General features: G+C 56.4%; 15 protein-coding genes. 11 read left to right on the top strand and 4 right to left on the bottom strand.

The window, feature by feature from the left end; all coding sequences use genetic code 11:
* Nucleotides 1–147: 147 nt before the first annotated feature.
* On the bottom strand, nucleotides 148–663 hold the full coding sequence (locus ACRXB1_RS00310) for an arsenate reductase ArsC (protein ID WP_449490663.1): 516 nt from the start codon (nucleotides 661–663) through the stop codon (nucleotides 148–150).
* Nucleotides 664–909: 246 nt separating this feature from the next.
* Here ACRXB1_RS00310 and pstS point away from each other — a divergent pair, with 246 nt between their 5' ends.
* The 8 genes from pstS to ACRXB1_RS00270 all read left to right on the top strand — a co-directional run bounded on the left by pstS (nucleotide 910) and on the right by ACRXB1_RS00270 (nucleotide 7,318).
* Nucleotides 910–1,929, top strand: coding sequence for a phosphate ABC transporter substrate-binding protein PstS (gene pstS / locus ACRXB1_RS00305; RefSeq protein WP_449490662.1), 1,020 nt, complete (start codon nucleotides 910–912; stop codon nucleotides 1,927–1,929).
* Between the two features lie 120 nt (nucleotides 1,930–2,049).
* A complete protein-coding gene (gene pstC / locus ACRXB1_RS00300; RefSeq protein WP_449490684.1) occupies nucleotides 2,050–3,021 on the top strand; it encodes a phosphate ABC transporter permease subunit PstC in 972 nt (323 codons plus the stop codon).
* Complete coding sequence (gene pstA / locus ACRXB1_RS00295; RefSeq protein WP_436230144.1) at nucleotides 3,018–3,878, top strand: phosphate ABC transporter permease PstA; 861 nt, start codon at nucleotides 3,018–3,020, stop codon at nucleotides 3,876–3,878. Before pstC ends, pstA begins: the two co-directional genes overlap by 4 nt.
* A complete protein-coding gene (pstB, locus tag ACRXB1_RS00290; protein ID WP_449490661.1) occupies nucleotides 3,865–4,653 on the top strand; it encodes a phosphate ABC transporter ATP-binding protein PstB in 789 nt (262 codons plus the stop codon). The genes pstA and pstB (ACRXB1_RS00290) overlap by 14 nt, the downstream gene beginning before the upstream one ends.
* Nucleotides 4,646–5,440, top strand: a complete 795-nt coding sequence (gene pstB, locus ACRXB1_RS00285; RefSeq protein WP_449490660.1) for a phosphate ABC transporter ATP-binding protein PstB — start codon at nucleotides 4,646–4,648, stop codon at nucleotides 5,438–5,440. The genes pstB (ACRXB1_RS00290) and pstB (ACRXB1_RS00285) overlap by 8 nt, the downstream gene beginning before the upstream one ends.
* Nucleotides 5,441–5,449: 9 nt before the next feature.
* Entirely contained in the window at nucleotides 5,450–6,154 is a 705-nt protein-coding gene (gene phoU / locus ACRXB1_RS00280) for a phosphate signaling complex protein PhoU (RefSeq protein ID WP_449490659.1), read from the top strand.
* A gap of 17 nt (nucleotides 6,155–6,171) precedes the next feature.
* Nucleotides 6,172–6,903 carry a phosphate regulon transcriptional regulator PhoB gene (phoB, locus tag ACRXB1_RS00275; RefSeq protein ID WP_436230148.1) on the top strand — a complete coding sequence of 244 codons (732 nt, stop codon included), beginning with the start codon at nucleotides 6,172–6,174 and terminating at the stop codon, nucleotides 6,901–6,903.
* A 70-nt stretch (nucleotides 6,904–6,973) separates the two neighbouring features.
* Nucleotides 6,974–7,318 (top strand): metalloregulator ArsR/SmtB family transcription factor, encoded by a 345-nt coding sequence (locus tag ACRXB1_RS00270; protein WP_436230149.1) that lies wholly within the window; start codon nucleotides 6,974–6,976, stop codon nucleotides 7,316–7,318.
* A 77-nt stretch (nucleotides 7,319–7,395) separates the two neighbouring features.
* Here ACRXB1_RS00270 and ACRXB1_RS00265 read toward each other — a convergent pair whose 3' ends face one another.
* Both ACRXB1_RS00265 and arsH read right to left on the bottom strand, forming a co-directional pair.
* Complete coding sequence (locus ACRXB1_RS00265; protein ID WP_436230150.1) at nucleotides 7,396–7,725, bottom strand: metalloregulator ArsR/SmtB family transcription factor; 330 nt, start codon at nucleotides 7,723–7,725, stop codon at nucleotides 7,396–7,398.
* A gap of 5 nt (nucleotides 7,726–7,730) precedes the next feature.
* A complete protein-coding gene (arsH, locus tag ACRXB1_RS00260) occupies nucleotides 7,731–8,501 on the bottom strand; it encodes an arsenical resistance protein ArsH (RefSeq protein WP_436230151.1) in 771 nt (256 codons plus the stop codon).
* A gap of 453 nt (nucleotides 8,502–8,954) precedes the next feature.
* Between arsH and ACRXB1_RS00255 the strand changes: the two genes are divergently transcribed.
* Both ACRXB1_RS00255 and ACRXB1_RS00250 read left to right on the top strand, forming a co-directional pair.
* On the top strand, nucleotides 8,955–9,359 hold the full coding sequence (locus ACRXB1_RS00255; RefSeq protein WP_449490658.1) for a hypothetical protein: 405 nt from the start codon (nucleotides 8,955–8,957) through the stop codon (nucleotides 9,357–9,359).
* On the top strand, nucleotides 9,356–10,603 hold the full coding sequence (locus tag ACRXB1_RS00250) for an MFS transporter (RefSeq protein WP_449490657.1): 1,248 nt from the start codon (nucleotides 9,356–9,358) through the stop codon (nucleotides 10,601–10,603). The genes ACRXB1_RS00255 and ACRXB1_RS00250 overlap by 4 nt, the downstream gene beginning before the upstream one ends.
* A gap of 271 nt (nucleotides 10,604–10,874) precedes the next feature.
* On the opposite strand, the gene ACRXB1_RS00245 is transcribed toward ACRXB1_RS00250, so the two are convergent.
* Nucleotides 10,875–12,191: a cytochrome-c peroxidase gene (locus ACRXB1_RS00245; RefSeq protein WP_449490656.1), complete on the bottom strand. Its 1,317-nt coding sequence runs from the start codon at nucleotides 12,189–12,191 to the stop codon at nucleotides 10,875–10,877.
* A 210-nt stretch (nucleotides 12,192–12,401) separates the two neighbouring features.
* On the opposite strand from ACRXB1_RS00245, the gene ACRXB1_RS00240 reads away from it, so the two are divergent.
* Complete coding sequence (locus tag ACRXB1_RS00240; RefSeq protein WP_449490655.1) at nucleotides 12,402–13,964, top strand: acid phosphatase; 1,563 nt, start codon at nucleotides 12,402–12,404, stop codon at nucleotides 13,962–13,964.
* The last annotated feature ends 370 nt before the right edge of the window (nucleotides 13,965–14,334 follow it).

Here is a 14,334-nt window from a genome sequence, read left to right as displayed (position 1 = left end):
AGTTTCGAAGCCGGACGGCCCGGCGCCACTGCAGACGATGTTGGAATGCGAGTGGAAACCGTCGACATGATGCGCCAATAGCTCAACACGCAGCGATGTAGCCGCTGTTCTGTCTATGTCGTGGCAACTGATGCGCGTGCACGAACCTCATTCGCCCTTTGCGGCCAAATCGCTTCCGATGCGCTGAAGTTGTTCTTGCGTATCAAGCCTGTCCAGCTTGTCTAAAGGCAGATTAACCAGTAAGTCGATGCGCTTGCGCAACTGAATGAACGCAGTAATGAAAGCCTTGCGCTTGTCTTCGTCCGTGCCCTCAGTTATCGACGGGTCAGGGATGCCCCAATGCGCCTTCGCGGGATGTCCTGGCCAGATTGGGCAGACTTCACCTGCAGCGTTGTCGCACACGGTGAAGATGTAATCGATTTTGGGAGCGCCTTCTTCCGCAAACTCATCCCAATTTTTGCTTCTGAGGTTGTCGACGTTGATTTCGCGTGAGCGCAGCAGGTCAAGGGCAAAAGGGTTAGGCGCAGTGCCCGGATGACTTCCCGCGCTGTAAGCGGTAAACCGGTCGCCGGCCACGTCATTCAAGATGGCCTCCGCAAGAATCGAACGCGCGGAGTTATGGGTGCACAGGAAAAGAACAGCGTGTTTTTGGTTTTCGGTCATGAATGCTCCTGAAAGCGTAAAGCCGCCTATGGCGACATATCGACATCTCTAATATAATCGAAATGACGTTTTTTGACAATGCACCACCGAGACGATGCCTCAAAGACTGCAGTTATGGTTCGCCGTCATAAAAATTTCATCAAGGCCTAGCTTGTCACATCTTTGTCACGGACTATACTCAGAATCCCGACAGTCGTAATGTATCTAGAGTTATCGAGATATCAGCAACCACTGAGGATGACCAAAATGAAGAAGTTGTTCGTGCAACGTCTCGCAAGCGCTGCGCTCGCTGCCACATTTGCTGTTGCCGCGCACGCGGCAGACATAACGGGAGCCGGATCGACGTTTGTCTACCCGATCTTGTCCAAATGGTCATCTGACTACAACCAGTCGTCTGGCAATAAGGTGAATTACCAGTCGATCGGCTCGGGCGGCGGTATCGCGCAGATCAAGGCGGCGACTGTCGACTTTGGTGCGAGCGACATGCCAATGTCGGTAGCGGACCTGAAGGCGAAGGAGATGGGCCAGTTCCCCTCAGTCATCGGTGGGGTAGTGCCTGTCGTCAACATAGCAGGCGTGGCCCCAGGGAAGCTTCGCTTTACGGGTGCGCTGTTAGCCGACATCTATCTAGGAAAGATTACGAAGTGGGATGATCCGGCGATCGTGAAGGTAAATCCGGGTGTGAGCCTGCCAAGTGCAAACATCACGGTGGTGCACCGCTCGGACGGATCAGGCACGACCTTCAACTGGGTCAACTATCTGTCCAAGGTCAGTCCTGACTGGAAGTCGAAGGTAGGTGAGGGTACGTCGGTTGCCTGGCCCGTGGGCGTTGGCGGCAAGGGCAACGAGGGTGTCGCCGCGTATGTAAATCGTCTAAAAAACTCGATCGGATATGTCGAGTATGCGTATGTCATTCAGAACAAGATGACGTACGCCTCGATTCAAAACAAGGCCGGAAACTTCGTTGAACCCAACGGCAAGAGCTTCCAGGCCGCAGCCGCGACTGCTGATTGGACAAACTCGACCGACTTCGATCTGGTCATGACCGACGCGAGTGGGCCGGATGCCTACCCGATCACGGCCACGACGTTCATCATCATGTACAAGCAGCCGAAAAATGCTGCGCAGTCGAAAGCAGCGATTGAGTTCTTCAAATGGGCTCTTGAGAAGGGGCAACCGCAAGCGCAGTCGCTCGACTATGTTCCGCTTCCCGCTCCGCTCGTCAAGCAAATTGAAACGTACTGGTCCACGAACTTCAAGTTCTAACTGCTGGTGAACTCAGCCAGCGCCGGCGGCACGCTCGGCGCTGGCCGTCAAGGATGAGTCATGCCCCCGACTGCTGAAGAGTTAGCAAACGACGCCCCCCGCCAGCGTCGCGCCGGCGACATGCTCGGCACCGAATTAACCTTCCGAACCCGTGTGCGCCGCCTGCCCGACGAGCTGGCGGACCGCTTGTTCCGCTATACCGCTGCAGCAGCAGCTATCTTCGTTCTGATTCTATTGGCAGGGATTGCCATCTCGATGTTGTGGGGTGGACGCCTGGCTTTCCAAACATTCGGTTGGCACTTCCTCGTGAGTACCGACTGGGACGCCGTAGCGCACAAATTCGGCGCGCTCATTCCCATTTACGGGACGCTGGTCAGCTCCTTCCTCGCGCTCCTGATTGCGGTGCCGATCAGCTTTGGTATCGCGATCTTTATCACTGAGATCGCGCCGACCTGGATGAAAAATCCAATCAGCACGGCGATTGAACTACTCGCCGCTATCCCCAGCATCATCTACGGGATGTGGGGCCTATTTGTGTTCGCGCCCGTCCTGGCCGACCATGTGGAGCCTTGGCTCATTGATCACCTCGGTAACAAGTGGCTCATCGGTCCACTTTTCTCGGGCGCGCCCATCGGCCTCGGCATGCTTCCGGCCGGCATCATCCTCGGCATCATGATCATTCCGTTTATCAGTGCTGTGATGCGCGACGTGTTCTCGGCGACACCCCAGGTACTGAAAGAGTCGGCCTTTGCCCTTGGTTCGACGCGCTGGGAAGTCATGCGCAAGGTGATTCTGCCGTACACGCGCTCGGCCGTTATCGGCGCCATATTTCTCGGGTTGGGGCGAGCGCTGGGTGAAACGATGGCGGTCACGTTCGTCTTGGGTAATGCGCACGATCTCAGCGTGTCCTTGCTGAATCCGAGCAACTCAATCGCAGCAACGCTTGCCAACGAGTTCACGGAAGCCGACTCTCCGATCTACTTGTCGTCCCTCATCGCGTTGGGCTTCGTCCTCTTCGTTGTGACCTTTATCGTGCTCGCGTTCGCGAAATTGCTGTTGATGAGATTGAACCGAATGGAAGGAGCGAAATGATGCAAGGCTTCGACATGAGAAAACTCCGCCGGCGGCGATTCACCAACAATGTGGTGTTCCTGTTATCGGTCGGCTCGACGCTCTTTGGTCTTTTCTTCCTCGCCTGGATCCTTGTCACGACGGTCATCAATGGTGCCGCTGCCTTGCGGCCGAGTTTGGTGACGCAAATGACACCGCCTCCCGGCCAAGACGGGGGCCTACTCAACGCGCTGTATGGCAGTTTCACCATGATTGGCATCGCCACCGTCATCGGAGTGCCGCTTGGATTGATGGCCGGTACCTACTTGGCGGAATACGCGCGCGGAACCCGTCTAGGGGCGGTCATCCGTTTCGTGAACGACATTTTGCTGAGCGCGCCGTCGATTGTCATTGGTCTGTTCACGTACGAGATCATCGTCAGGCAGGTCGGGCATTTCTCGGGATGGGCAGGTGCTGTGGCGCTTGCGATCATCATGCTCCCGGTCGTCATTCGGACCACCGACGAGATGCTTCAGTTGATACCGGACAGCATGCGCGAGGCGGCACTATCACTCGGCATCCCTCGTTGGAAGATCAGTTCGCGCATATTGTTGAAAGCAGCGAGTTCGGGCGTTGTCACCGGTGTTCTGCTCGCGGTGGCACGCATCAGCGGTGAGACGGCGCCGCTTCTGTTCACGGCGCTCAACAACCAGTATTGGACGACCACCCCGAACGGTCCGATGGCCAATATCCCGGTGGTCATATTCCAGTATGCGATGAGCCCGTACGACAGTTGGCACGCTCTAGCTTGGGCAGGGGCCTTCTTGATGACGATTTTCGTTCTTGCGCTGGCAATCCTGTCGCGCACCTTCTTCGGCCGCGCTCATGCCCCCCGTTAAGATGCCATCAGCCCGTACCAACAACACGCGCATTCGCGTACGCAACCTCGACTTCCACTACGGCCACCGTCAGGCGCTGTTCGACGTGAACGTCGACTTTCCCGACAGAGAGGTCACCGCGATCATTGGAGCGTCCGGTTGCGGCAAGTCAACCTTGCTGCGAGTGCTGAACCGGATGTACTCGATCTATCCTGGACAGGCTGCTAAAGGTGCGGTCGAACTGGACGGCCAGAACATCCTTGACCCCAGCTTCAAACTGAGTGCGCTTCGTCTGAAGGTCGGCATGGTGTTCCAAAAGCCGACGCCTTTCACGATGTCCATCTACGAAAATATCGCCCTGGCGATCCGCCATCACGAGTCACTCAACCACTCGGAGATGGACGAGCGGGTGGAGTTCGCTTTGCGGCAAGGTGCGCTCTGGGACGAAGTGAAGGACAAGCTCGACCAAAGTGCCCTCGCTCTATCGGGCGGTCAGCAGCAACGCCTGTGCATCGCCCGCGCCATCGCGGTTGATCCCGAGGTCCTTCTCTTGGATGAGCCTACCTCGGCATTGGACCCGATCGCCACGGGCCGCATCGAGGAGTTGCTGGAGACTCTGAAACGAAATTACACGGTCGTCATGGTCACACACAACATGAAGCAGGCCGCTCGGGTGTCAAAAAATACGGCGTTTATGCACTTGGGCAAGCTCGTCGAATTTGGAACGACCGAGCAAATATTCAGCAAACCACGCGAGAAGCTTACCGAGGGCTACGTCCGAGGTCTCTATGGTTGAGCTTGCTCCCAAGCCAGACATTGATGCAGAGCTGGCCACGAAGATAGAAGTTAAAAATCTGAACTTCTTCTACGGCAAATTTCATGCACTCAAGGACATCAATCTTTCTATTCCCGAGAAGCGCGTAACGGCGTTCATCGGTCCGTCGGGATGTGGAAAGTCGACGCTTCTTAGGACATTCAACAAGATATATGTCCTTTACCCAGAGCAGCGGGCTGAAGGCGAAATTCGGATAGACGGTGCGAACGTGCTTACCTCAAAAGAGGACGTAACGTTTCATCGGGCCAACGTCGGAATGGTCTTTCAGAAGCCCACCCCGTTCGCGATGTCAATCTACGAAAACGTCGCCTTCGGACCGAGGGCATTCGAGACCATTTCCAAGTCAGATCTGGACGAGCGTGTCGAGTGGGCATTGACCCGTGCTGCCTTGTGGAAGGAGGTCAAAGACAAAGTTCACATGAGTGGCTACGGCCTGTCCGGTGGCCAGCAGCAACGATTGTGTATCGCGCGTGCCATTGCCATGCATCCTGACGTGCTGTTGATGGACGAACCATGTTCAGCGCTGGATCCGATATCGACTGCGGGTATCGAAGAACTGGTGCTCGAGTTGAAGGATGACCATACGGTGGTCATCGTCACGCACAACCTGCAGCAGGCCGCACGGTGCTCCGATTACACCGCATATATGTACATGGGTGAGCTCGTCGAGTTTGGGCTGACACAGAAAATCTTTAAGAAGCCAGAGCAACGTGCGACCGAAGACTACATCACCGGCCGCTTCGGCTAAGGAGTCACCATGACGGATAAACATTTGTCGAGCCAGTTCGATGCCGATCTGAATCAAGTGTCCAGCAAGTTGCTTGCAATGGGGGGACTGGTTGAGTCGCAAATCGACTGCGCTATGCGGGCATTAAACGACTTCGATCTCGATCTGGTGGACAGGATCATGGAAGACGAGCGGCGATTGAACACGATGGAAGTTGACATTGACGAGGAGATCAGCAACATCATCGCCCGTCGTCAGCCAGCCGCGAGAGACCTGCGTCTTTTAATGGCCGTTTCAAAGACGATCACAAATCTCGAACGCGCGGGCGACGAGGCGAGGAAAATCGCCAAGCGAACCCGACGTATCTCGAGTGAGCCAGCTGCCCGATCTATAAACATTGCCGAAATCAAACAATCTGGTGACATGGCAATTTCCGTTCTTCACCGTGCGCTTGATGCGTTTGCACGCTTGGACACCGTGGCGGCAGCCCACATCATCCGGGAGGACGACGCGATCGATGAGCAATTCAAAGCGTTCGTGAGAAAACTGGTTTCCTACATGATGGAAGACCCGCGCGTGATTTCGGTTGCACTTGACTATCTATTTATCGCGAAGGCAATTGAGCGGATTGGTGATCACGCGACGAACATCGCGGAATTCATCATCTATGTCGTTAAAGGCACCGACGTACGCCATGTGTCGCGTGAGCAGCTGGAGCGCGAAGCGTTGGGCTAAGGATAAGGGGAAAGGTAGTGCCCGCAACCATACTTTTCGTTGAAGATGAACCGGCGATCGCCGAAATACTTTCGGTTAATGCCCGACATGCGGGCTATCTTCCGCTCGCGGCGTTCACTGTGGCCAAAGCCAACGAGATAATCTCCGACGTGCTTCCAGACATCATTGTTCTGGACTGGATGCTACCGGACCAATCAGGTCTGACGTTCTTGAAAGATCTCCGGAGCGATCCTCGAACACGCGATCTACCGGTGATTATGCTCACTGCCCGTGGCGAGGAATACCACCGCCTGGAAGGTCTTGAAGCGGGCGCCGACGACTACATATCGAAGCCGTTTTCGCCGAAAGAACTGTTGGCGCGGATCAAGGCAGTTTTACGAAGAAGGGCGCCGCAACTGACCGACGATCCGGTCATCATGAACGGGATTAGATTGGACCCGGCCACGCGTAGGGTCTTCGGGATGGTAGATGGCATTGAGGTTCCGCTGCGCCTTGGCCCAACGGAGTTCAAGCTACTGCATTTTTTCCTGACTCATCCTGAACGGGTTCACTCGCGGACCTTTGTGCTCGACCAGGTTTGGGGCGACCACGTATTCATCGAGGAACGCACGGTCGATGTGCACGTAAAGCGCTTAAGATCCGCGCTTCGGCCAGCGCACGGCGAAGGGATGATCGAGACCGTCCGCGGATCCGGATATCGGCTGTCAACCGCGCACCCGACGGTCGCGAGTGTTGCAAAAGCGGCTTAAACAAAAGTGTCATGCAATTGACATCTCGATAGCTGTAGAATCGTTGGTTGAATTCTGACGAGTCAACGGCATGATGAAGGAAAAAGACGCAATCAAAGCACTCTCCGCGCTCGCGCAATCCACGCGCCTGGGGATTTTTCGCCTGTTGGTTACCGCAGGTCCGGATGGGGTGAGCGTGGGGGTCATTCAAGAGCAGTTGGAACTGGCCAGCGCGACGCTTTCGTTCCACCTGAAAGAGCTCACGCATGCGGGCTTGGTGAGTTCCCGCCAAGAGGGCCGTTTTGTCTACTATGCCCCAGAGATCAATCACGTGAACGACCTGATCGGCTTTCTAACCGAGAACTGCTGTGAGGGAGTGGACTCAGCAAATTGCACGCCTCGCAAAAAGGTGAAGTGCAAGCCGGTGACCGCCTGAACGGTTTCGCGAACGCGCTTGTGCTGCGGCTGCGTTGATTGCGGGGTTCACCGATAGCCGCTGAAGGAAAACAGACCCTACGCTACCGCATCCTTGGCTGCGCAGCCCAGTCCTTCTGCTGCGCAACAGTTTTCCATCAGGAAGTCGATAAGCGCCTGCATGTGTCCATACTGCGCGCGGTACATCACGAATCTCCCCTGCGCGGTGCCCTCGATCAAGCCAGAATGGGCCAATTCCTTCAGATGGAAAGACAGGGTAGGCGCGGCTAACCCCAAGCTTTCTGAAATTGCTCCCGCGCTCATCCCTTCGGGCCCTGCGGTGACCAGCAATCGGAACGTGGCCAATCTCGTTTCCTGCGCAAGCGCCGCAAGCGCCTTCACCGCCAGCTTGCTGTCCATAGCGTTCATGACGCTCACTCCCTTTGGTCCGTGATTGCCATCTCCTCAGCGCCCGCCAATGCCGCGAGGTCCGTGCGGGGATCTATGGGACGACCTTCGTCGACCCGTTCACTGTATCGATCAACAAGGTAATCCGCCTTCCCGCGCAAGAGGAGCGTGAATTTCACCAACTCCTCCATGACGTCAACGATGCGGTCGTAGTAGGCCGACGGCTTCATTCGTCCGTGCTCGTCAAATTCCTCATACGCCTTTGCCACTGACGACTGGTTGGGGATGGTGAACATGCGCATCCATCGCCCCAACTGGCGAAGCTGATTTACCGAGTTGAAGCTTTGTGAACCGCCGCTCACTTGCATGACAGCGAGTGTGCGCCCTTGAGTAGGGCGGACGCCGCCCATCGCTAACGGCAGATGGTCAATTTGGGTCTTGATGATGCCGGAGATGGTGCCGTGCCGCTCGGGGCTGCACCAGACCTGGCCTTCTGACCAGATTGAGAGGTTCCGAAGCTCCTTCACCTTGGGGTGCTCGTTGCAGTCCACATCATCAGGGAAAGGTAACCCGCGCGGGTCGTAGATTCGGGTTTCAGCACCGAAGAACTCAAGCAGGCGCGCGGCTTCCTCCACAGCGAGACGCGAGAACGAGCGCTCACGCAGCGACCCATAGAGCAGCAAGATTTTCGGCGGTGACGCGTCCGGCATGCCCAGGCGTTTGGCAATGTTGCCGTCCAGGAAGTCAGGCTTTGCAGCAGGCATTGAATTATCAGTGATGCGCGATTTAGATGACATAGCAATGTATCCAGGCGAAAATTTCATATTTCCAATTATATGGAAATGTAGTAATTTAGCAAGTGCGGGGCGGACCCTTTCGGCGTCCGACAGACCGTGCACCTTGGCGTGAGAAGGATCTGGGAGCGAACCATGACAAATGATAGAGAGACCGTCTGTCAATTATTGCCGAGTTCCGGTGATATTGAATGCAAGTCGATGCGGGCGTTCGTTGCGGTTCGACTCGACCCGTCCTCGAGTGCCGCGAACGAAGGCTCGGTTGTGGGTCGTGGCCTTCTCGCCGGCCGCTCTGCGTCTAGTCGAGGGACTGGCGATTTCCGCGCCTTCGCAACAGCATTATCGCGCTCGCTCGGTCATACAGCGGGAAGGTCGGTCGACTCGTTACTCATCACGACGGGCGTCGGTCGGCTTGAGCTTCTGCGCTTTGTAAGGGGTGGTGCGGCGAGCGCGGCAGTGCTTTTGCTCGACGCATCCGTCTTGTTCCGATTTCCTCCCTGTGATTGGCAGACCGCATTCTTGCGAACCCGCAATCAGCTTGCTGAGGAGGGCGTCACATTTTATGTGACGCTGGTCAATCGCAAGTCGTTTCTTCGCGTGAATATGCTAGCGGCCGCTCGCGGTCTTTATAAGCTTAACGAACTCACTTCTTTCTGCACTCGTGAAGGAATCGGCCTGCTGTCCGCCGGTCACTTAGCTGGGCCCGCTGAAAGCGACGCCTTTGATGCACCGCTACGCGAGGAGCGCCTCGCCGAGGTCATCGCGAGCGACTTGATGTCTCCCCGTTTTTTTTGCTGCAACGCCTTCCGGATCGCCCCTACGAACGCGGGAACTGACGTAACGGGGGCTGGCCCGAAGTGAATACTTTGTCGAATCGTTGGGGCAGGTACGCCGAGCACGAAAATGTTGCCACGTGGGCACTCGCGATTGCTCAACTCGTTTCCTGGGGCTCCGTGTATTACGGCTTTTCGCTATTCGTCGTGCCGATGGAGCACACGATGGGTTGGAGTCGTACGTGGACCAATGGCGCTCTCTCAGTCGGGCTGCTTGTCTCGGGCCTGGCAGCCTACCCGATCGGGGCCTGGATCGACCGAGGTCACGGACGATTTGTGATGGTTGCCGGTTCGATCCTCGCTACCGCGATGTTATTGCTCTGGTCACAAGCGCAGAGTCTAGCGTGCCTTTTCGTCGTCTGGATCGGTTTGGGTGTCGCGATGGCCGCAATACTGTACGACCCGGTGTTCGCGGTAGTAACGCGAGACTACCCGACAACGTTTCGCACCAAGATCACACTGATCACGCTCGTTGCCGGTTTCGCGAGCACGCTCTTCATTCCGCTGACACAAGGTCTTGTGAGTTGGCTCAGCTGGCGGCACGCCCTCATCGCGCTGGCAGCAATCAACCTGGTGGTTTGTCTGCCTATCCACCTCACCGCAGTCAAGGGAAACCCCGGCCAAGCGCGCAGTACCGCCGAGAAAGCGCGCCTTAAATCAGAGGCGCAGGCCTCGACCGCTCGGGCCTTGCACACGCCCACGTTTTGGGGCTTGAGCGTGTGCTTCACTGCGTACTACGCCGCGTTCGCAGCCTTGACCTTTCATTTAGTCCCGCTTCTGGTTGAACGGCATGCCGGCTCTGGTTTGATCTTGGCGACCATGGCAGTCATCGGACCGGCCCAGGTCGCCGCGCGCGCGTTGTGGTTTGCAGTTGGCCGCAATGTACGTCCAGCGCTCATCGGCATTATCGTTACGATTTCTTTTCCCGTCTCGGTCGTTGTTCTTTTATGTGCGGGAGCGTCGCCTGGCCTCCTGATGCTGTTTGCCCTTATTTACGGAGGCGCCAATGGGATGATGACGATCCTGCGCGGAACGATCGTGCAGGATGTCATGTGGACCGAAGGTTACGGCGCGGTCAGCGGCCTATTGTCGACACCATCCAATATCGCGAAAGGGGTCGCGCCCATTTCGGCTGCCGCGTTGTGGACTATCCATCAGAACTACTCTCTCGCCGGAACGGTGATCCTTGTCGTATCGTGTATCTCGGCTTTCGCATTTGTGACCGCAATGTGGCTGTCACGCGACGGCCGAGCGACACGGAAACGCGCTTGAGAAACGACGAGGAGTTGCGACGGTGAGTGTCGCCGGACTCCACGGGCCCCGAGTGCGACGTTGATATCGACGTCGCTGCTTCCGATAAAGAGAAGGTAAGGGGCATTCGGATTACTTCCTGACCCGAGAAGTTCGCAGCTGCGAATGACGTCGATCGAGTGCGCACGCTCAACCAATATTTTGTGCCACCGCAAGGTACAAGCGGCCATCGAAGCGTGTCTGAATTAGGATAAGATCACGACTCCCGCATGATGTATGCCCACGACTGCCCTCACTTCGTTGCAGTCTCGTACCCATCGGTCAGCGTGTTGAGAAACGCGACAACATCTTTGATCTCTGCCTCATCCAGCGCCGGTTTTTCCCCGCGCTTTCGATCAAACGGAGCGTCGGTGTTCAGGTTCGCCCAGTAGCGTTTCGGTAGGTCGTCGAATTTCTGGACACCGCTCCTCGAGACCGGATAGAACTTTTCTGGGTTCGTATCTCGTTGCACGTAAAAGCGGACGACGTCTTCGAGCGAGTGATAGATCCCATTGTGAAAAAACGTCTTGCGCAGCGCGACGTTGCGTAGCGACGGCGTGCGGAAGATACCGCAATATTCCGCACGTCCTTTCAAATCAGTGCGCTCCGGACCGCAGGCACCCAGATCATAAAAGTGCGGATCTTTATTGACGGGCAATGCTCGGTTTCGCGGCACACCGATTGCAATGAGCCCAAAGTCAGTGAATCGTGGGGGAGTCCCATCCTTCGCACGCTGACTGATGTGACAGGATGCGCAGTTGCCCTTGCGCTCATCGTTGAAAAGGTCGAGACCGTGCAGCTCTGCAGCGTTTAACGTTGCCTTCCCTGCAAGATAGGCATCGAACTTACTTGTGTACGGATAGAACTTCGCAGGCACTTGCTCGAATGTCTCGAGTGCCTTGAGGACTGCTGCAAACGCCTTGTCATCATTGTTGAAGATGTCAGGGCCAAACGCCAGCTTGAATTCACCGGCATACGGAGCGGCCTTTACGGCAGACACCACCTTCGCCGGCGTGCTACCCATCTCGAATGAGGACAACAAAGGTATGCGCGCTTGATCCGAACCCTGATCGACGCGGCCATCCCACGTCAGTCCTCCGGTCGGTCCTGCATCGACACTCTCATCTCCTTCGTCGTCCGAGTCGTGAAAGTGTTCAGTGAACTGAGGCATACCCTGCAAGTACGTCAACGAAGGGGCGGCCCGAAAACCTGAGCGATGCATATCGTTACCGCCGAGTTGTACGGATAGCGAATTAGGTGGGCCGAATGCATGAGACGGGTTATGACATGACGCGCACGAAAGCGAGCCGGAGCCAGACAGTGAGGGATCCAGAAATATCTTCTCGCCGACTGAGGTCATCAGTTTGACGGCCGCGAACACCTGGGCTCTCGATTGCCCGCCCGCTAGTGCGGTACTTACCTTTGTCGGCTCGGCTGCGTTTTTCTGGGTCTCTGCATGAGAGTCGCAACCAGCGAGCCAAGCGATGCACATGAACGCGCAGGCTGCGCCGAATGCAATCGATTTGATAGCAGGGACTGCTGCAAGCGAAAAGCGCTGCGTTAAAAACATGGCGAGCTCGCATCAAGAAAGCCGCAGCGTATGTCGCGCAGATGTCTTTTCTGTGACGATTCGGCGTCCAGATAATCTTTCTCGTAGCTTTCGTTTACGTAAGTAATTCGGCTCTTTTCTGTCAACGTAGTTTGCGAGACTTACGGCGCCCGACGATTTGGCGCTGTGCGATACCTGCGACGCGCCGGCCCCCCACCCAAGAGAAAATCCATGAACAAGAAACTCGTGTGTGCCATCCCGCTTGCAGCTTTAACCGTCTTCGGCTTATACGCGTGCGGCGGCCACGACAGCAATCACGCAGACCTTTCATCCGTGCAAAATATCGTAGTGATCTACGCTGAGAACCGCAGCTTCGATAACCTATATGGCACCTTTCCGGGTGCGAACGGCATCCAGAACGCTACAACGGTCAACACGCAACAGCTCGACCGCGATGGTAGCGTGCTGCCCACTCTGCCAGCCGTTTGGGGCGGTTTGACAGCCACAGGCGTGACGCCGGCCATCACCCAAGCGATGACTGTCAATCTGCCGAATACCCTCTTCGCTATCGATGATCCGGCCGGATTCAATGCCGCGTTATCGGTTACCACACGGGACCTGTACCACCGGTTCTATGAAAATCAAATGCAGATCGACGGCGGGAAGAACGACAAGTTCACCGCGTGGGCTGACTCGGGCGGTCTCGTCATGGGTCACTACAACACAAACGCTGACAAGCTTCCGCTTTACAAAATCGCTCAGCAATACACGCTCGCCGACAACTTTTTCATGAGTGCTTTTGGGGGCTCGTTTCTCAACCATCAGTGGCTCGCGTGCGCATGCACGCCGACATATCCGAACGCCGACAAAAGCCCGGCCGCGAGTTCCGTATCGGCTGTAAACAGCGACGGAGTCTCGTTGCAAGTCGCGGCTAACTCGCCTTCGTCTGCTTTGACTGGCATTCCAAAGTTCGTCAATTCGGGCAACCTTTCGCCCGACTTTTTCGCAATTAACACCATGCAACCGCCGTACCAGCCAAGCGGCAATCCTCCCGCTGCAGGCGGCGACCCGACACTCGCTGACCCCAGCGTTGCGACGACGCTGCCCCCGCAAACACAGCAACACATCGGCGACCTCTTAAACAACGCCGGCGTCTCTTGGGCGTGGTACGGGGGGTCGTGGGCAGCGGCATTGGCTGACCGGACAAAGATCAACGGTGCGGTGAATGTGGTACCGGACTTCCAGACCCATCACCAACCGTTCAATTATTTTGCGGACTTGGCACCTGGTACGGCCAACCGCGCGCAACATTTGCTCGATGGTGGAACGGACGGCGCTGAATTTATTAAGGCGATTGACGCAGGTACTTTGCCGAAAGTTGCTTTTTATAAGCCCCAGGGAAATTTGAATGAACACGCGGGCTACACGGATGTGGCGTCGGGCGATGCGCATATCGCCAACGTCATTCAGCACCTTCAGGCGAGCCCGCAGTGGAAGAATATGGTCGTCGTGGTGACCTACGACGAAAATGGCGGCTTCTGGGATCACGTCGCACCGCCCAAGGGTGATCGTTGGGGCCCAGGGACCCGTATCCCGGCACTCGTCATCTCGCCGTACGCGAAGAAGGGTTTCGTCGATCACACGCAATACGATACGACGTCGATCCTCAAGCTCATCACGCATCGGTTCTCGCTGCCGTCTCTTGCCGGGCTGACGACACGTGACGCCGCGCTCGTGGCGAACGGTGGCAAGCCGATGGGGGATCTTACGAACGCGCTGGACTTTTCACAGTAGAAACGAGAACTCGGCGTTATTCAGATGGCATCCGCCGCTGCGGCGATGCTTACCTAATTTTTTTCAGACTGTCTCGGGACACCCTCATTTATGCGGCGGTTGCAACGATTGCTACGTTGAGGCGTCGGGTAATGTTTCGCGGTCGAAGAGGGACTTCTCGATAGCCAACGACGATCAACTCGGCGGCTAGGTTACTCTCTACAAGTTGTCGGGCGCCCCGGAAGCGTGTGGGGACAACTACTAAGATAAGAAAGTTAGCTTAATAGCACTGTCGCCGAGCGCCTTTTGACGCGAACCATTCCTCCGCAACTTATCGCTACTTTCCTGAGCAGCGCTGCCGGGCAGACACGATCGGCAGTTCCTGGACCCG

The sequence above is a fragment of the Caballeronia sp. M23-90 genome, assembly GCF_053574605.1.
The sequence above is the reverse complement of the archived record's forward strand: the minus strand, read 5'-3'. Positions and strand labels throughout refer to the sequence as shown.